Here is an 18537-nt window from a genome sequence, read left to right as displayed (position 1 = left end):
GAATTGCGATCTCTGAAGAATGCGACTTCATGGCCCGGCCTCTGTGGAGTGTCTCCGTGGGATCGTCACCTCTCAAGCGAAACGGCATTCGGTTTAGCGGCTTCGGCCACGCGGGCGCTTCCAGATGGTACGAATTACCCAAGCCAGGGGCGGAGCGTGCAACTCGCGCGCTTAGTATGGCGCCCGCCCTGAGCAAAGGTCCATGAGACGATGGTATCGGTTCTCCACAACTGCCCTGTTACGAGTAGGGCGCCTGGCCCTCTAGTGATGTTGCGGCCGTGAGAGTGCGAGAGTGCATCTCGATCACACGGTAGCGGCTGCTCACCAGGGCAGCTCCTTGCCGGCCTGCTCCGCCGCCATGTACTCGGCATACCAATCTGGCCAGTTCTCGTCCCGCTGACCGCCGTTGCGTTTCTCGTGCTCGCCGTGAGCTGCCGACGCGCGCCGCATCGCGTCCGCCAGATCGGAGGCGGAGGCGAAACTCGTCGTGTTCGAGTCAATGCGGCCCGGGAAGCGGTTGGTTATCTCCTGCAACAGCCAGGTGTTGCCGTCCGGGTCCTTGAACGTGGCGTAGGTGTGATAGCTGCGCCGCTCCGGATCCGCACCGGGCATGGGCGGATGCCCAGGGCCTTCGACGTGGAAGATGTCGCTCACGTCGACGCCGCGGCTCACGAGTTCGGCGCGCGCCGCCTCGATATCGGAAACAACGAGAAAGAGCCCGCTCGCCGAGCCTGGCGCGGCCGGCGTTACTCCCTTGCCGAAGTGAATCGAGGCAGGGGAACCTGGAGGCGTGAACTGTATGCCCCGGAAGTTGTCGCCGACGGCGAAGTCGCCGTCGAGCCTCCATCCCAGATTGCTGTAAAAGCGCTTGGCGCGTTCGACGTCCGCGACGGGGATAGCAGTCACCTCGAATTTCAGGTCGACGGGTTGCGCGTTTTCGATTTCAGCTGCGCTGCGCACTTGAGTCATGGTGTTCATGTCGGTCTCCTCTGTTTGATGATGTGGGATCGTTCAGTTCCCCTGCATGGCAAGCGGCTTGCCCCTTTCAACGATGTAGGTGGCGAGTTCCGCCGCGTCGCCGCTACCGACGTTTTTCACCGCATGCGGGGTTCCGTAGGGGATGAACAGCACCTCGCCGGCCTTGACCGTTATTGGCGGCTTGCCCTCGAGCTCATACTCAAGCGCGCCTTCGACGACATAGACGAGCTCTTCACCCGGATGGCTGTGCTTGGCGGCAAGTGCCCCGGGAGGGAAGTCGACGCGCACCTGGATGACCTCGCGCCCCGGGACACTCAGATCGTGTTGCATGAGGTTGGTGCGTTTGAGATCTGCAAACTGCGCTTGCGCCGTTTGATGCGCCCAGGCGCTTGCGACGATCATCGCTGCTGCCGCCATCATTCGAGCCGTCTTCATGAGAACCTCCTTCGTTGTTTTCACGTGATGGATGTGTTGGCTGGATTGATCAGGCAGCGAGCGCCGTTGGTGTTGCACGGAAGCTGATCGCTATTCGGTTGTAGGCATTCATAAGACCGACCGCGATCGTCAGGTCGACCAACTGCTTCTCGCCAAAGACTGCAGCCACTGCCTCGAACGCGCTGTCCACAACACCCTCATCGCCGAGCCGGGTTACAACTTCCGACCAGGCGAGCGCGGCCCTTTCCTGCTCGTCGAAAAGGCTGCCGGCGTCCCGCCATGCGGCGACCAGAACAAGGCGCTCCACAGGCAGTCCGGCCTTGAGGAGATCGCGCGAATGCGTGTCTATGCAGTAGGCGCATCCGTTTATCTGCGAGACGCGCAGGAACACGAGATCAACGAGCCGCGAGGGGAGCCCCGACTGGCGAACATGTGTGTAAGCAGTGCCGAGCGCCTTCATCCCACCCGGCGAGGCCGCATAGTAGTTCGTCCGCTGAGACATGAATCATGTCCTTCCGTCCGGTTCCTTCATTCAGGGTCGGGGGTCACCAACTGCTCATCCGCCGCATCGACGATGAATACGGCGAGCAGCCGCGCCGGCTCGATGTCACTGGCGTTGGCGCTCACCCGATGATGGGCGCCCGGCTTCTCGAACCACGTCTCGCCGACCCGGTAGACACGGACGGGCTCGTCATCGACCTGGCTCCGGACGGCACCCGAGATGACATAGGCGTAGATGAAGGCCGAACGGGCATGATGGTGCGCGGCCGAGCCCGCCCCAGGCTGGTAGTCGACGACAAGGCTGACCAGGCGCTTCCCTGGCACGTCTGGGATAGCCTCGTGCGCAATGACGGTGACGGTTTCGCCGCGAGCCGTGCCCTGCGTGCCCCCGGTCGTGATAAACGCTGAGGCCGCCGCTTCGTGCGGCAGCAGATCGGTGCGCCAATGGGCAGCCTGGTGCGCCTGCGCCCTGTCCAACGGCAAACCGCTTCCGACGAACAATGCCGCTGCTACGACGACCATCGGTCGAGTCGTTTTCATGTGGAGATCCTTTCGTCCGTGGGCCGGAGCCGGTGATCAGTCTGCCGGCCGAAGCGACCTGAAGGCCGCGCGCAGTTCGGCCGAGAAGAGCTGCGGTTCTTCCCAGGCGGCGAAGTGCCCGCCTTTGTCGACCTCGTTGAAGTAAGCGAGGTTGGGATAGACTGCCTCGACCCAACTACGTGGGGCAGCCCAGATCTCGCCGGGGAACGTTGTGAAGCCGACGGGAACCTTGACCGCCGGACGCGCCTCGCCGCTCGCACGGGCTTCGGCCAGGAACCGTCCGAACTCCCAGTACCACCGGGCCGCCGTCGCGCCGGTGCCCGTCAACCAGTACAGCGTGATGTTGTCGACGATGCCTTCCCGGGTGAGACCGCCCACGGGCTCGCCGTCGACGAACGCGCGGGACATCTTGTAATAGCTGTCCGTGTCGTGGTCGAGCATCCAGGCAGCCAGCCCGACGGGTGAATCCAGCAAAGAGAAGCCGATCGTCTGCGGCCGGGTGGATTGCTCCAGGAAGTAGCCGAAGCCGTCCGTCGTGAACGCCTCGAGCGCTTTGAGCGCCGCTTGTTCCTCCTCGGATCCCGCCGGCAGTCGGTCCTTGAGGGCGAACGCCCCGGAGAGCAAGTTGACGTGGATGCCGATCAGCCCTTCGGGCCCTTGGCGGCCCATCGCGTCGGTCACGTTGGCGCCTACGTCGCCCCCTTGGGCGACGTAGCGCGTGTAGCCGAGGCGGTTCATCAGCTCCGCCCACGCGCGTGCGATGCGGCCGGACCCCCAGCCGAGTTCGGTTGGCTCGCCGGAGAAGCCGTAGCCAGGCAAGGACGGCAGCACGAGGTGGAATGCGTCCTCGGGATTGCCACCATGTGAGGTCGGGTCGGTCAGGGGAGCGACGGTATCGAGGAGCTCGATGATTGAGCCGGGCCAGCCATGTGTCATGATCAGCGGCAACGCGTTCTCATGCCGGGACCTGACGTGGATGAAGTGGATATCCACCCCGTCGATCTCGGTGGTGAACTGCGGCAGTGCGTTCAGTCGTGCCTCGCACCTGCGCCAGTCGTACTCGCTCGTCCAGTAGCGGGCGAGCGCCCGCAACGTCGCCAGTTGCACGCCCTGCGACCGATCGTTGACGAGTTCTTTGGTGGGCCAGCGGGTCGCGGCAATGCGCCGGCGGAGCTCGTCGATCTCCCCTTGCGGGACGCTGACCACAAAGGGGCGGATCGGTTCGCTCCCGGCGGCGCGCAGCCTCTTTGGGATCACGCTGAGCGCTCCGGCGGCCGCCGTGACGGCAAGGAGTTCGCGTCGAGTAGGCGTTAGCGATATTGCTGACATGACGTCCTCTCTGTCATCCTAGGAAATGATCGGATGCGAATATTAGATATCGAGCGAAGCAAATCTATTGAACGTTGGTATCGGCCATACGTTTGTATTGGTTTCTCGAAGTAAAGATGCGTTTCGAATGCAGGTTAGCCGAAGTTAGCGAGCTAGGCAGGACCGATCTGTCCTTCCCCGACTACCGGCAGATGGCACCGCCTGACGATTTCAGTCCATTCACGCCTCGAGGGACAGAGTCTGGACGCTGAGATCGCGCGGATCGATCCGATCGGGAATTGCGCGCCCTGGGCCACGCGCCGATATCGCGTCCACCAGCGCTTTCAAGCACTGACGCGGAATCGGGTCGTCGGCAAACTCAGGCGTTTCTGGTCGAGGTCAGCATGACTAAGACACTTAGTCACCCACTTGGCGTACGCGTCGAGGAAACTGGTGAGAAATTCTCGAGACCTCTCATGTACCAGCGCGCCACTCTCATCGAACATTTCGCTTGCGTGGCTCAAGTAGGCTTCAGGTTGCTGCATAACCAGCACGTTGAGGAAAACGAACATCTGGCGGAGGTGGTGATTGGCCCCAAATCCTCCGATTGCGCCCGGTGATGCCGTGATCACCCCTCCCGGTTTTCCGTCCCAAACACTCGCGCCATATGGACGGGAGCCAACGTCAATCGCGTTCTTAAGCGCTCCCGGAACGGAACGGTTATACTCCGGTGTGACGAATAGGATGGCATCTGATGCTTTGATCCGTTCACGGAAAGCCTGCCACTCCCGCGGCGCGTTCTCGTCGAGATCTTCATTGTAGAGCGGCAGATCTCCTATACCGACAATCTCCAGGCTGAGGTCATTAGGACTTATCCGGACAAGCAACTCCGCTACCTTTCGGTTGAGCGAACCGGTGCGGAGGCTTCCGACCAGAACAGCGATCTTATGGGGCATGGTTGATCTCCTGGTTCATGACGAGTTGTCCGGGGTGGGGGGCTGAGCGGCCCCGCTAGCTGCGATGGCAAGCAAGTCGCGACGTGTCAGGGATGGAATGCCAACACGATGTTCTCCTATGTCCCTGCGGTTGCTGCCTGCAGAGATCACTCTGGACGGAGACAAAATCTATTGCCCGATGGTATCGGCGATACTTTTGGGTCGGCTCGCCGGTAAGTAGCCGTTCCTCGCTCATAGGCATCGACGATGGGAAGATCACGTCAGTCTGTTTGCCGGGCAGCGGCGGCTACGTGGCGGCCAAATGGCTTCTCGCCAACCCGGGACGGCCTGAGAACTTCAAAGGCGCCATTTGCACAGCACTGCGCCAACCAATCCCAAGGTATTGGCGACACCTTCATACAATGGACTCCATGCGGCTCGGCGGTAGCGTTGCGGATCGCCAACCGTTGCGAATTTGAAGAGTGGCTGTCATGACGACGCCGAACGCGCTGACACCAAGCAAGGCGCTGTTTCTTGCTGCCGGCCTGGCCGGGTCATTGTTCATCAGCCTGTCGGCGCAGTTCGTCTCGACCAATATCACCGACGTCCAGGGGGGCCTGTTTTCCACGCCCGACGAGGTGTCGTGGATCTTGACGATTTACACTATGGCCAGTTTTGCGGGGATCGTCGCCTCCGGCCCTCTCATCAAGTTCCTCAGCATCGGCCGATACCTCGTGGTGAGCGCCACGACCTTCGCCATCACCGCGCTGGCCTGCGCCACAGCCCCGGATCTCCAGGTGATGGTTGCGCTACGCACAATCCAGGGGTTTGCGGCCGGCGGTTTTGGTCCGGCGGCATTCGTCGCCGTCTTCATGGTTACGGGCGGGCCGCGGCTTCCGTTCGGCGTGACGTTGCTCGCATTCGTGCTTCTGTTCCCTGGCTCACTGGGACCGGTCATCGCGGGGTTTGCCGAAGACAGCCTTGGCTGGCAGGCGCTGTTCCTGATCCAGGCCTGCATCGGCGCGACGCTGGCCCTCGCGGCCCATGCCTGGGCGCCATATCAGGAACGTCCAGATTGGTCGGCCCTCAAGACCGACTGGATCGCCGTATTCCTTCTGTCGCTTGCCCTGGCGACTCTGATGCTCGTGCTCAGTCAGGGCACGCGGCGTTTCTGGTTCGAGAACGAAATGATTTTCTGGGGCACAGCAGCATCGATCGCAGCGTGGGTCGGGTTCGCGTTTCTGGTGCGGTTCTCACCGCTGCCGATCATGTCGCCCCGGCTGCTGGTCACACGAAAATTCGGCATCCCGATCGCGCTCAATTTGGTGTTTCGCGTCAGCCTGGTCGTGACCTCCTATCTCGTTCCACAGTTTCTTGCGGTCGTTCAAGGCTATCGGCCCTTGGAGGTGGCCGAGCTGATGCTTTGGGCGGCAATCCCGCAGCTCCTCGCATTGCCGCTGGTCTGGCAGTTGATGCATCGTCTCGACATGCGCGTAGTCATGGGGCTCGGTTTTTCGCTCTGCGCGATCGGGACGGCGTTGATGGTGGGCAGCACCGCTCTCGTCGCCGCCGAGCAATTCCGTCTGATGCTGGTGGTCTTCTCGGTAGGCCAGTTGCTGTTCCTGACGCCGGCCATGGTCGTCGGCACGTCCTTGCTAAAGCCCGCTGATCTTCCGACGGCCTCCCTTACTTTCAACGCGACGACGCTCGGCGGCGTCACTCTCGGTATCGGCGTGGTGTCCCATTTCGTCACCGAGCGTGAAAAATTTCACTCCAACGTCATTACCGAGAATGTATCACTCTACAACGCGCTCGATGCTGATCGTCTGACGGCCCTCGCAGGAGCGTTCGCGAACCGGCAAGTCGACGACGACGGCACGATAGCCCACACCGTTGCGGCCTCAATTGCGAGGCGCGAGGCATGGGTCCTGGCGTTCAACGACGCATTCCTTCTGGTTGTCGCCGTGTTGTTGATCGGCGCGGTCGGGACCGTCGCGATCGGCCGGTCGCCGCCCTTGCGACCCCCACACGTCACCTGAGGAGAACGACCATGAAGCTGTTAAGCGCTGGTTTGAGCAGTCTCCTGATAGGCGGGGCCGTATTTGCTGCGGCGGCGACTTCGATTCAGCCAGGACGATGGCTGACGGCTCTGCGTTCGACTTCGACCGACAATGCTTACGTACGCGGCGACGTTACTCCTATCAGCCCAAAGGTCAGCGGCTACATCATTGACGTTGCCGTACGTGACAATCAGGGGGTGAAAGCCGGGGACATCCTGTTCCGGATTGATGATCGCGACTATCGCGCACGGGTTGACCAAGCTGCCGCCGGTGTCGCCATGCACCGCGCGTTGCTTGCCAATCTAACCAGCCGGATCGACCTGCAGCGCGCTGTTATTGAACAGACGATCGCGGCCTTACAAGGCGCGGAAGCCGACGCCAACCGCGCCGCGCGCGATTTCGCGCGTGCTCACAAACTGACCAAAGGCGGTTGGGCTTCGCAGTCGATAAGCGACCAAACGGAAGCGGACCACCTGCGAGCGCGCGCGAAGATCGCCGAATCCCAGGCAAACTTGGCTGCGGCCAGGCAGCAGATGCAGGTGCTTGAGACCCAGCGCCCGCAGCTTGAGGCCGACATCGCCGCCGCCACGGCGGCCCTGACGCTGGCCGAAATTGAACTTGAGAGTACCGTTGTGTCGTCGCCCGCTGAGGGTTGGGTGGCTGAACGCCAGGCCAGGGTCGGGCAGTATGTCCGCGCGGGTACTCTGCTGGTCGCGGTCGTGTCTCAAGATTTCTGGGTCGTAGCCAATTTTAAGGAGACACAGATTGCGGGCCTGCGGATTGGAGACAGCATAGCGATCTCGATCGATGCGATTCCCGGGAAAAAGTTCAACGGGCGCGTCGAGAGCCTGTCACCTGCCAGCGGAGCACAGTTCGCGCTCCTGCCGGCTGACAACGCAACTGGCAATTTCACCCGTATTGTCCAACGCATCCCGGTCAAGATCACCTTCGATCCAGGACAAGCCGACCTCGATCGTCTGCGGCCCGGAATGTCGGCTTTGGTGGTGCTGTCCTCCGGAACGCAAGACATGACCGGAGCGCGAGTCGGTGCTCCCAACGCTGAGGCAGCGCCCTGATGCGATGCTGGTCGCAACAATGGCGCTCCGATCCACAATCGTGCGCGAGACCAGGCACCTGCCTGGTATTCTTGAGCCGTGCCTTCCCGCCAGACCGCCTGCTGGTCATGCAGGCCATGCGAAAGTATCGCCAATACCTTCGTGCAATAGCATCGCGGCAGCTGTTGTTACATTTGTTGTGCAAGGGCTGAACAACGGCCTTGGCAATCTCCGCCACGTCCCGCGAATTGGGACCAACACTGTCGAAATAATGGAGCAGGCGATGAAATACGCTAAGACGAAGGAAGCGGTCAGCAAGCTCACTCCGGCGCAGTATCGCGTGACGCAGGAGCACGGTACTGAGCGCCCCTTCACAGGAGAATATCATGACAACAAGGAGCCGGGCATTTATGTCGACGTCGTTTCCGGCGAACCGCTGTTCTCTTCGACCGACAAGTTCGACTCCGGAACCGGCTGGCCGAGCTTTACCAGACCGATCGAGGCGGCAAACGTCAACGAACTGCGGGACGACACGCATGGTATGATCCGCACCGAAGTTCGCTCGGTGCATGGCGACAGTCACCTTGGCCACGTCTTTGCGGACGGCCCCGAAGACCAGGGCGGGTTGCGTTACTGCATTAATTCGGGAGCACTGCGCTTCATCCCGCGCGCCGAAATGGAGGCCGAGGGGTATGGCGCATATCTCAACCAGGCGGAGGATATCTAGATGACTGAGAAAGCCGTTCTGGCCGGTGGCTGCTTCTGGGGGATGCAGGACTTAATCCGCAAGCTGCCTGGCGTCGTTGAGACCCGCGTCGGCTACACCGGCGGCAACGAGTCGAACGCGACCTACCGCAACCACGGCAATCACGCCGAGGGCATAGAAATCATCTTCGATCCCGAGATGATCAGCTATCGTCGGATACTGGAGTACTTCTTCCAGATTCACGATCCCACCACACGAAACCGACAGGGCAACGACTTCGGCAGTTCCTACCGCTCGGCGATCTACTACGTGGACGAAGAGCAGAAGCGGATAGCCGAGGACACCATCGCAGATGTGGACGCTTCCGGCCTGTGGCCGGGAAAGGTCGTGACTGACGTCGAGCCGGCAGGAGATTTCTGGTACGCGGAGCCGGAGCATCAGGATTACCTGGAGCGCTATCCCGGCGGCTATAGTTGCCATTATCCACGTTCCGACTGGGTGCTGCCCCGCCGCGTCGCGGCCGAATAGCCGGCAAGCTCGTCTTCGCCAGTGGAAACGCGGAGCCGAGACACATTCCTTCATGCCTCCTCACACACCAGCCCAACTCGTCGGGTGGACCAACGGAGAGCCAAGGTTTGAGCGCAGAGATGACCAAAGCAGATGAGCTCTCGGCTTTCCTGGACAGCCTTGGAAGATTTCCCAATGGCTTTGCACGTGGCAGCTATCGCGGATCGGCCTATGGTGTCACCATTGAAAGATCGACTGGCTGCACGAAGCTATTCGCCCGAGAACTCGGGGGTCGCGAAATCGTTAGCTTCAACCTCTATCGTACCCCAGCGGGTGAGGTTCACCTGCGGCCGTGCGAAATGTCTTCGGCCAAGGTGATCGACTTCGTCCGCGGCTTCTCCGCAGACTCAGCGGGGGCGATTCCGGCTGCCGAATGAGCGAACTCCTCGTGAACATATCTGGATCGAGCCTTGCGGAAGCAAGCAAGGATACTTGGGCGGGTATTGCTTTACTTGGGGTGTTGGGATTTGTCCTCGGCTTCGCGCTTAACCAGGGCTCGATTTGCACCGTCATTGCCACGAGGGAATTGGTCTCGGAGAAGAGGCCGGCGCGATTCATCGTGCTCGTCGAGGGCGCCGTGCTGGCAGCGCTCGTCTACGCAATCCTCAAAGCGTCGCCGACGATGCCGGAAGGTTGGTTGCCAGTTATCTATCTGGTTCCGGCAGCAATGTTGTTCGGACTCGGTACGTATCTGAACGGTGCATGCGTGTTCGGGTCGGTCGGGCATATAGGAAACGGCGAAATTGACTTCGGATTCGCGTTTCTCGGCATTATTGCGGTGTTTTACGCCGAATCTCGGTTCGACCTAGTTCCGGATCAGCCGCCTACAAGTGCTTCGCTGCCGATTGGGCCCGTGCTTATCGCACTTGCGATGTTGGCGTTTCTGGCGCTGAGGTTCGGTGTGTCGCGAAGGACCGAGTCCAACTTCATGCGACTGACCTTGTCGATGGGCGCGATCGGGATCACCTTCACTCTGGTGGCCATTTTCGAACCGGGGTTCTCGATCACGGCACCGATCGGATCGATCGTGTCGATACCTGTCGCTGGCGCCGTGATCTCGGTCTGCATGTTCGCGGGCAGCTTTGCTTCCGCAAGATTTATGAAGCGGCGTTTCACATTGAAATGGCCGACAGTCAAGACTGCAGTCAGGCGAACGTTTGCGGGCACCCTGATGGGGTTGGGTGCGCTACTTATTCCCGGCGGGAACGATACGCTGCTCATGATTGGTTTGCCCATGGGAGCATGGCAAGCCGTGCTTGCCTATACACTTTTCGTTGCGACGCTCGCCGTCCTCATCGCCAAATTCGGTTCGATGGCAAGATCCTGGTCATGACGGTGGCCCGTGTCACCCAAACGTCTTGCACGACGTCTTTGAGCAAGGTCGATCTGGGTTAAGTAGCGCTTTGTGAGTGGGACAGAAACATTGAAAATCATTGGAACGGATTTGAATGCTGCGCAGTCCCACTGATCGCTAACCGCTTGATCTAGCTTGTTTTCCAGACATCCTCCGGGCCCACCAAAATCTTTCGATCTTATGGCCAAGTTCGCTCTAAAAGTCGGCCAATCGAGCTTCGCTATCCCGCATCACTCAGTTTGATTTTTCTCGCACGAGCACGATCCAAGGGTCATGCCGGGACGCCCAGTCATTCTCCAACGCCACCCGGGCAGGGTTCACCGAGTTCTACCTCACAGCGATGCGCAAGCCGGTGTTATCGAAAAGATGCAGATGGCTGGTATCGAACTTCAGATCGACCGTGTCGCCTGAAGCCACCGAACATTGTCCGGCGACAACCGCAAGCATGGTCCGGCCGCTGCTTATCTTGGCGTGGACGATTGTCTCGGAGCCGAGCGCCTCCACCAGCGCGACGGACGCCGCAATATCTCCCTTGCCGGCGTCGGCGAGGCCGATGTGATGCGGCCGCAGCCCGAGCGTCACGTCGCAATTCGCCGCGCTGACGTTCCCGTCGATCTCGAATCCAGCTGAACCGTCCAGCGTGAGGCTTGACCGGCCAGTGCCCGCGGGTGCCAGCTTTACCGGTAGGAGGTTCATACGCGGTGCACCGATGAAACCGGCGACGAACAGATTGGCCGGATGATTGTAGAGGTCGAGCGGCGTGCCAATCTGCTCGATGCGGCCGGCGCGCAGCACAACGATGCGGTCGGCAAGCGTCATCGCCTCGATCTGGTCGTGCGTGACATAGACCATCGTCGCCGAAAGCCGCTCGTGCAGGGCGGCCAGTTCGGCGCGTGTCGAGATGCGCAGTTCGGCGTCGAGATTGGACAGCGGCTCGTCAAGCAGGAAAGCGGTTGGATTGCGCACGATGGCGCGGCCGATCGCGACGCGCTGGCGCTGGCCGCCGGAGAGCTGGCCGGGGCGCCGGTCGAGATACGGCGCGATTTCCAGCATCCGCGCGGCTTCGGCGATGCGCGCATCGATTTCGGCGCGCGCCATACGGGCGTTCTCCAGTCCGAAGGCCAGGTTCTGGCGCACGCTCATGTGCGGGTAAAGTGCGTAGGATTGGAACACCATCGCCAATCCCCTGTCGGCGGCTGGAACGGTGGTCACGTCCTTGCCGTCGATCGCGATGGCGCCGCCTGTCGGCCGATCAAGCCCGGCGATGAGCCGCAGCAGCGTGGACTTGCCGCAGCCGGAGGGGCCGACGAAGACGATCAGCTCACCGTCAAGAATATCGAGATTTATGTCGTGCAGCACGCCGATCTTGCCGAATGCCCTCGATACGTCGGTGAGTGTGATCTGGCTCATGTTAGCCTCTATTTCAGACCGGAGCCGGCAATGCCGGTGGTGATGAAGCGTTGAAGGAAAATGAACACCAGCACGACCGGGATCATGGTGACGACAGTCATGGCCAGGATGTAATGCCATTGCACGTTGAGTTCGCCGGCATAGGTGTTGAGACCAACCTGCAGCGTATAGACCTCCTTGCGCGACAAAACGATCAGCGGCCAGAGGAAGTCGTTCCAGCGCCAGACGACGGAAAAGATCGCGAGTACCGCCAGCGCGGGGGCGGTCAGCGGCAGGATGATGCGCCAGTAGATCTGCCATTCGGACGCTTTGTCCATGCGCGCTGCATCGATCAGCTCGTCGGGGATCGTCAGCATGTACTGGCGTAGCATGAAGACGCCCGTGGGCGTCGCCACTGTGGGCAGGATCACGCCCCATAACGAGTTGAACAGTCCCATCGCCGAGATGACCGAATAGAGCGGCACCAGAATGACGGAGAGCGGCACCATCAGCGTCGCGACGATGAGCATCATCACAGCCGAACGTCCCCGAAAATTGTACTTCGACAGTGCGAACGCAGCCATCGAATTGGTCAGGAGCGTAATCAGGGTCGCGACCACGGTGACGAAGACCGAGTTGCGCAGATAGAGGAAGAAGTCAAAGGCGAGGAAAGGCTGGACATAATTGTCGAGCGCGAAGGCGATGCTGCGCTTGGGCGTACGGTTCCGGATGTTGACGCGTATGATCGCGCCCGGGTTGGCGGGATCGACCATCTGCGCGATGGTGCCGAGGCGGCGCACTTCGGCGAGCACGCGCACGCTGCCGTCGTCATTGCGCACCTCGAAGAGCTTCAGCGGCTCCTCGTACCCTTCTACGATAGCTTCGGCGGTGATATAGGGCAAAATTGTCGGCGGAAACTCCGCCAGCGCGGCAGGCGTCTTGAACGACGAGTTGACCAGCCAGAGCGCCGGGCCGAACATGACAATCAGCCCACCGATCAGCCAGAACCAGGTGAAAACGTCCGTCCAGTGCCAGCCGGCGCCGCCGCGACGGCGGAACAGGAATTCCGCAACCCTGCTCATCGCGTTTTGCCCCGCTGTTCGTTGCGCTTTGCGATGCCAAGCTGGATCAAGGTCAGCACGACCAACACCGCTCCCATGAGAATCGAGGCAGCGGAGGCGAGCCCCGGATTGCGCAGCAGCGAGGCGAAGCCGACCTCGTAGATGTACTGCGTGAGGAACAGCGTGCTCGTCCCGGGACCACCGCCGGTCAGCACATAGACTTCGTCGAATATCTGCACGGCGCGGATGAGCGTCAGCACCAGCACGACCAGGAGGTTGGGCGCCAGCAAGGGCAGCGTTATGCGCCAGAAGACGCGCAAGGGCCGCGTGCCGTCCATCTCGGCGGCCTCGTAGAGCTCTTTCGGAATGGCTTGAAGGCCGGCGAGAAGGATCAGCGCATAGAAGCCGACATGGGCCCAGACCGACACCATGATCGTGGCCACGAAGGCCCAGTTGCGCTCCACCAGCCAGTTGACCGGGGTTCCGCCCGCCTCGAACACCATCAGGTTGAGCAGTCCCTGCCGCTGCAGGATCCAGCGCCAGATGAGACCGACCACGACCGGCGACAAAAGGACAGGGAAGAAGAACACGGCGCGCCAGAAACTGCGCGCACGCAACTCACGGTTGAGCACGAGTGCGGTGACAAGCGCTACGGCGACCATCATCGCCACTTGCAGCACAACGAAGGTCAGGGTGTTCCAAACCGCGATCCAGAACAGGTCCTCGGTGCAGCTCTTCGGATCGAGATAGCTGCCGCAACTGAACAGCCGCCCATACTGATCGGCGCCGACGAAGGTGCGGTCGCCGAGGAACAGCGCCCCGCCACCGGTCATCGAATACAGGATGTTGATGACCAGCGGAAACAGCACGAAAATGCCGAACACCAGCATGTTCGGCGCCAGGAAGAACACGGCCATGCCATTGCTGCCCGTGCGCCGTTGCAACATGCGCAGTGGCGCATCGAAAACATTCGCAAGCCAGCCGACCGGCGCCAGGATCATGGCGCCGGCGCGGGTTGCTATGCCGTTTCGGACGTCTCCCATGACACTGCCGCGACGCTACTTCGATGCCTCGGCCACCTTTGCCTTGATGTCCTCGTCGATGCGGACGAAAGCCTCGTCGAGCTTCAGCTCGCCGGCCATGACCTGACTGATGCGGGTCACCAGCGCGCCATAAACCGGAGTTCCCCATTTCCATGCCGGCAGGGCGGCGGCATTCGGCGCGATCTTGCCCGATGCCTTAAGGAACGCTTCGAGCGACGCTTTGACGTTATCGTCATCGGTCTTGTAATCAATCTTGCCGGCGAGAACGCCCTTGTGTGCGGGCAGGAACAGGGTGCGCTCGGTGAATTCGCGCACGATGTCCTCGCGTCCCAGGAAGTCCATCACCTTGCCAACTTCAGATGCGTTCTTCGTGTATTTGATGGCGACCAGCGCGGCGCCGCCCGGCATACCGGTGCAGGCGGCGGGGCCGCACGGCGAACCCGTCGCCACCCAGTCGAAGTTCTTGCCGATCTTGCCGGCAAGGTTGGCAACCTGCCAACTGCCCGAATAGTAGTAGGCAATTTGCCCGTTGATGAAGTCGTCGGCCCCGGCGCGATAGGTGGTGCCTGACGCCGATACCCAAATTTCCTTGTTCATGCGGCCGTCGGCAACCCAATTGACCAGCTTTTCGGCGAAGGCTTTCGTGCCGGCATCGATCGGTGCCGGCAGTCCATCACTGCCGATATAATTGGCGCCATAAGAGATGTTCGGCGCCGAGATACGATGGCCGCTGCGGTCGATGGCAAAGGCAGCGTTGAGCTGCTGACTCTGCTGCACCTTGCCGGCGGCATCGATCCATTCGTCCCAGGTCGCGGTGTCGGCCGGGATCGGCACGCCGGCCTGTTCGAAAAGCGTCTTGTTGACGAAGCCGCCGGTCAGCGTGATCTGGGTCATGAAGCCCGGAATGATCTTGGAACCGTCAGGGCGCATCCAGTCGAACTGGTCGCCGAAATTCGTCTGCCAGTATGCTGGATCGGCCACCACAGGCGTCAGGTCGAGCCAATGATCGGCAAGTTCTTTGATATTGGTGACGCGGGCGATATCAGGACCACGTCCTGCCTCGAGTTCGACCGGAAGCTGCTCCTGGATAACCTTGTAGGCGACATTGTCGAGAATGACGTTGATGCCCGGATTTTCTTTCATGAAGCGGTTGAGCAGATCCTGTATGACCTCGCCCTCGACGCCATCCGAATACCACATCACGCGAACGTCGCCTGCGAACGCCGTCGACGACAGAAGGCCCACCGAAAGGCCCAGGATTATCGAATTCATTCTCATGGTTCACTCCTCCACTTTTGCGGTTTTCACCCCGCTTGATTGTCGTTGTCCGAGCTGCTTGTCCGACTCCTTTTGATCCGATCCTCACCTGGTTGCGACGGCGTTGGGTGTGAAGAACGTGGCTTCGCCCGTGACCTGCCAGTCGGCCGGATCGACCACACGGTCCTCAGCCTCCATGCGGCCGTCCGGATGGAACAGCACGTCACCGTATTCCGGGTCGTTGACATGCAGAACGTCGTTTTTTCCGTGGCCGAGCGCGAGCTGAGAAAACCGCGCCTCGAATTCCTCCAGCGACCTGTACTGCCGGCGCCGGCCCAAGCGGATGATCCATGCGGCTTGATGGCCTGGCACGCGCAACTCGTTTCCAGCGGTCGGTCCGCGGCCGACCAGCTCGAAGGCGCTGTCGGCCTTCAGCATCGCGAGCCCATCGCCGCCGCGCGCCGAAGCGATATTTTCCTTGACCCACGCTTCATCGAACGCGCTCTGTGGGAACCAGGCATGGGTAAAGTCGGGCTGCTCGGCAGCGCAGCTGAACAGCACAACTGCCAGATCGCGGTATTGATGCACGCGCGGCAGAGATCCGGAGCCGCCCCAGTAGGACGGCCGGCCATAGCCCGAATGAATCGTCTCGCCCGGATGGTTGATCCATATCTGCGCGTCGGGGTTGCCGCCGAGGCGCAGGTGCAGCACCGTTTCCTGATAACCCCATTCGTTCCAGCGATAGGCTGCCGCGCTTCCCATGGCGAAATCGCGGGTCTTGTAGTGGTAGAGCTTGGCGATCCGGTTCTGGCCCTGCGCGAAGCACCATTCCTGCGCGTCATCGCCCTCCATGCAAGCGATGCCGGTCAGCTCTTGCGGGACGTGGAGCCCATGGTCGCGCAGGCAGAGCGCGAGCTGCGGCAGGGCGTGGAAGCGCATGCCATAAAAGCCTTTGCCCCACAGCATGCGTGCAATGCCGGAAAGTTCCAGCGAACGGGCGGCGCGTAGCGTGTGTTCGTAGGAGCGTCCTTGCGCGCCGGTAAGCATGCCCTGCTGAGCGGAGCGAGCGACGATCTCGAGCAGGCGGTTGATCGCAGCCCCAGCGCGCCGGCGAACGTCGGCATCTGGCCCAAGCGCGTATAGGATCGTCAACCCCTTGAGATCGATCGGGAAATATGGGGCGGAGTTGAATTCCGCCATTTCCCATTCCTCGAAATGATCGAGCCAAGCGCGCACGCGCGCAAGGCCCACGGTCGACTGCTCCGCGCCGGTGCGCCCCGAGCGGACAAAGCGGGCATCGGGCAAGAGATGGCCGCCGAGATAAGCCGCGGTGTGAAACAGAAGTGCATGGTTTTCGGAGAAGTACCACTGCACGTCGTTACCCGGCTCATCCATCCAATAGCGGTAATTGAGGATCGCCTCGTCAATGCGGTGACGGAGATCGACCGCGATCGAGTCGCCATAGGCACGACGGCACCACAGCAGTGGAACCAGGATGAAATCGGCGCAGTCGTGGCAATCTTCGATCGCCGGCAGTGCAGCAGCAATGATGGCGTCGGTTTCGGCTCCGCCGCGGCCCGTCGCCAGCCGCGCCAGCGCACGCACGGTATCGGCCTCTGCGAAATTGGAGACCTGTTCCAGGGCTTCGCCGATCCTGTCGGCAAGGATAGCAGGGGCGCGGCCCTGGCGCGCCGCATGACAGATCTCCACGCCGAAGACCCGCTGGCCAACAAAGCCTGAAGATGAGAGCGATACGGCAAAATGCCGGAAGTCGGCGGGAAGGTCTTCCGTGGCGGCAATAGTGATACGTCTTGCCCCCGCTTCGATGCGGCGGCGGAAGATCACGGGCGCTTCGATCGACATGAAGTCGCCCTCGATCACGATCGCTACATCCACCGCAACCGGCAGCGCGACATCCGTCACCAGCGCAACTTCGCCGCCGGAATAAAATGGACGCTCGAAATGCATCGCGTCGAGAGCGGCTTCCATGGCCGCCGCGACGTCGCCTTTGACGGTCGTGGGCAAGACCTGTTCGGCAGTTGGGCCCGACAGATAGTCGAGTTGGAAGAAGTAGCGTGCGTCACGCTCGGCGAGATCGTCGAACCAGATGCTGATCTCGTTGGCGCCGGCGACGAGATCGACCTCGAAATCCTGAGAAGCCTCGAGATTGCGCCCGTAGGCCGCCATCCACCCGGCTTCTATCCCGTTGACGAACAAAACGGCGCCGCCGCAGGTGCGCAGCCGCAGCCGCGCCCGGCCGTCCGAGCCTGCATCGAGCACGGTACTTGCCCAGGTGGCGATCACGGTCGGGCGGAACCAGAAGCCCGACAGGTCGACGCGCGGCGAGCCGAACGGAAGCCAAACACGGTCCGGCTCGAACACTCCCTGCGGCTTAGGCCGTTTCCCGCGGCGTTCGGCGGCAAACTCGGTTCGGCAGGGATATTCGTGCGGGATAAAATTCTTGTGCTTGGTCAGGAAGAAGAAGGGATCCATCTCCCCTTGCATCGGCTGATCTGCAACATCGTAGCGCTGCTCAGACGTCGGGCCGATGAGCCAGTAAACGACGGGGCCGCCGAATACGAGCGGCCGGCGCAGCGCAAGATCGTGCTTGATCGGTTCCACCGTGTTCATCGCAGCGTCTCAACAGGCACGGGCGACACGTCGTTATAAGCCTGGTTCTCGCCCGTCATGCCCCAGACGAAGGCATAGGGGCCGGTTCCGCTGCCCATATGGATCGACCAGGCCGGCGAGATGACACAGTCGCCATTGGCCACGATCAGATGGCGGGTATTGTCCGGCCGTCCCATCAGATGGATCACCCGATCTTCCGCCGCGAGATCGAAATAGAGATAGGCTTCCATACGCCGCTCATGCAGGTGAGGGGGCATGGTGTTCCAGACGCTGCCCGGAGCGAGATCCGTGATGCCCATCAGCAGCAGACAGGAAGGCGCGACTTCCGGATGAATGTACATGCGCAGTGTGCGCTTGTTGGCGCGTCGCTCCTCGCCGAGTTCAAGCGGCTTCGCCTCGGATTTCGCGATCAGCCGATGCTTGATGTCTGCGCCGGCCGGAACCGAGTTCATATAGAACCAGGCGGGCTGCGCGGCGCTGTCGCTTTCGAGCGTCACTTGTTTAGCGCCGCGCCCGACATAGAGCACATCGCGGTTGGCGAGCGCGAAGCGTTGTCCGTCGACGCTCACGGTTCCTGCGCCGCCGAGATTGGCGATGCCCATCTCGCGCGCGGTGAACAGATGAGGCGTGCCGACATCCGCGCCATCGCCGAAACTCAGCGGCTCTCCAATCGGGCACGCGCCGCCGACGATCATGCGGTCGACATGGGTGTAGGCG

At 61.4% G+C, this 18537-nt stretch carries 18 protein-coding genes; 6 read left to right on the top strand and 12 right to left on the bottom strand.

What is annotated here, in order from left to right; translation table 11 throughout:
- Positions 1-321 precede the first annotated feature (321 nt).
- The 6 genes from EOA78_RS29820 to EOA78_RS29795 all read right to left on the bottom strand — a co-directional run bounded on the left by EOA78_RS29820 (position 322) and on the right by EOA78_RS29795 (position 4718).
- A complete protein-coding gene (locus EOA78_RS29820) occupies positions 322-978 on the bottom strand; it encodes a VOC family protein (RefSeq protein ID WP_245477838.1) in 657 nt (218 codons plus the stop codon).
- 33 nt (positions 979-1011) lie between these two features.
- Entirely contained in the window at positions 1012-1413 is a 402-nt protein-coding gene (locus EOA78_RS29815; RefSeq protein WP_127318683.1) for a cupin domain-containing protein, read from the bottom strand.
- 49 nt (positions 1414-1462) lie between these two features.
- Positions 1463-1915 carry a carboxymuconolactone decarboxylase family protein gene (locus EOA78_RS29810; protein ID WP_127318681.1) on the bottom strand — a complete coding sequence of 151 codons (453 nt, stop codon included), beginning with the start codon at positions 1913-1915 and terminating at the stop codon, positions 1463-1465.
- Positions 1916-1941: 26 nt separating this feature from the next.
- Entirely contained in the window at positions 1942-2454 is a 513-nt protein-coding gene (locus EOA78_RS29805) for a cupin domain-containing protein (RefSeq protein ID WP_245477836.1), read from the bottom strand.
- 36 nt (positions 2455-2490) lie between these two features.
- Positions 2491-3783 carry an epoxide hydrolase family protein gene (locus EOA78_RS29800; RefSeq protein ID WP_127318679.1) on the bottom strand — a complete coding sequence of 431 codons (1293 nt, stop codon included), beginning with the start codon at positions 3781-3783 and terminating at the stop codon, positions 2491-2493.
- Positions 3784-4106: 323 nt separating this feature from the next.
- Positions 4107-4718, bottom strand: a complete 612-nt coding sequence (locus tag EOA78_RS29795; protein ID WP_127318677.1) for an NAD(P)H-dependent oxidoreductase — start codon at positions 4716-4718, stop codon at positions 4107-4109.
- 470 nt (positions 4719-5188) lie between these two features.
- Between EOA78_RS29795 and EOA78_RS29790 the strand changes: the two genes are divergently transcribed.
- From EOA78_RS29790 to EOA78_RS29765, 6 genes are all read left to right on the top strand, one after another.
- Positions 5189-6736 carry an MFS transporter gene (locus tag EOA78_RS29790; RefSeq protein ID WP_127318675.1) on the top strand — a complete coding sequence of 516 codons (1548 nt, stop codon included), beginning with the start codon at positions 5189-5191 and terminating at the stop codon, positions 6734-6736.
- Between the two features lie 11 nt (positions 6737-6747).
- Entirely contained in the window at positions 6748-7833 is a 1086-nt protein-coding gene (locus EOA78_RS29785) for an HlyD family secretion protein (protein WP_127318673.1), read from the top strand.
- A gap of 262 nt (positions 7834-8095) precedes the next feature.
- Positions 8096-8539 (top strand): peptide-methionine (R)-S-oxide reductase MsrB, encoded by a 444-nt coding sequence (gene msrB, locus EOA78_RS29780; protein ID WP_127318671.1) that lies wholly within the window; start codon positions 8096-8098, stop codon positions 8537-8539.
- Positions 8540-9046, top strand: coding sequence for a peptide-methionine (S)-S-oxide reductase MsrA (msrA, locus tag EOA78_RS29775; protein ID WP_127318669.1), 507 nt, complete (start codon positions 8540-8542; stop codon positions 9044-9046).
- A gap of 107 nt (positions 9047-9153) precedes the next feature.
- Positions 9154-9462: a hypothetical protein gene (locus EOA78_RS29770; RefSeq protein WP_245477834.1), complete on the top strand. Its 309-nt coding sequence runs from the start codon at positions 9154-9156 to the stop codon at positions 9460-9462.
- Positions 9459-10418 (top strand): YeeE/YedE thiosulfate transporter family protein, encoded by a 960-nt coding sequence (locus EOA78_RS29765; protein WP_127318667.1) that lies wholly within the window; start codon positions 9459-9461, stop codon positions 10416-10418. The genes EOA78_RS29770 and EOA78_RS29765 overlap by 4 nt, the downstream gene beginning before the upstream one ends.
- 348 nt (positions 10419-10766) lie before the next feature.
- Here the strand turns inward: EOA78_RS29765 and ugpC are convergent, their stop codons facing one another.
- From ugpC to kduI, 6 genes are all read right to left on the bottom strand, one after another.
- Positions 10767-11849 (bottom strand): sn-glycerol-3-phosphate ABC transporter ATP-binding protein UgpC, encoded by a 1083-nt coding sequence (ugpC, locus tag EOA78_RS29760; RefSeq protein ID WP_127318665.1) that lies wholly within the window; start codon positions 11847-11849, stop codon positions 10767-10769.
- 8 nt (positions 11850-11857) lie between these two features.
- The gene (locus EOA78_RS29755; protein WP_127318663.1) at positions 11858-12910 is read right to left on the bottom strand and encodes a carbohydrate ABC transporter permease; all 1053 of its coding nucleotides are present in this window, start codon (positions 12908-12910) and stop codon (positions 11858-11860) included.
- Positions 12907-13890, bottom strand: a complete 984-nt coding sequence (locus tag EOA78_RS29750; RefSeq protein WP_245477840.1) for a sugar ABC transporter permease — start codon at positions 13888-13890, stop codon at positions 12907-12909. Before EOA78_RS29750 ends, EOA78_RS29755 begins: the two co-directional genes overlap by 4 nt.
- 57 nt (positions 13891-13947) lie before the next feature.
- Positions 13948-15210 carry an ABC transporter substrate-binding protein gene (locus EOA78_RS29745; RefSeq protein WP_127318659.1) on the bottom strand — a complete coding sequence of 421 codons (1263 nt, stop codon included), beginning with the start codon at positions 15208-15210 and terminating at the stop codon, positions 13948-13950.
- A gap of 84 nt (positions 15211-15294) precedes the next feature.
- Positions 15295-17820, bottom strand: coding sequence for a hypothetical protein (locus tag EOA78_RS29740; protein ID WP_245477833.1), 2526 nt, complete (start codon positions 17818-17820; stop codon positions 15295-15297).
- Positions 17817-18537: 5-dehydro-4-deoxy-D-glucuronate isomerase (kduI, locus tag EOA78_RS29735; protein WP_127318657.1), on the bottom strand; the 721-nt coding region annotated here is incomplete at its 5' end. The genes kduI and EOA78_RS29740, both read right to left, overlap by 4 nt.

It is taken from the genome of Mesorhizobium sp. M5C.F.Cr.IN.023.01.1.1 (genome assembly GCF_003997585.1).
GTDB classification, from domain to species: domain Bacteria; phylum Pseudomonadota; class Alphaproteobacteria; order Rhizobiales; family Rhizobiaceae; genus Mesorhizobium; species Mesorhizobium wenxiniae.
This window is presented reverse-complemented; position numbering and strand designations above follow the sequence as displayed.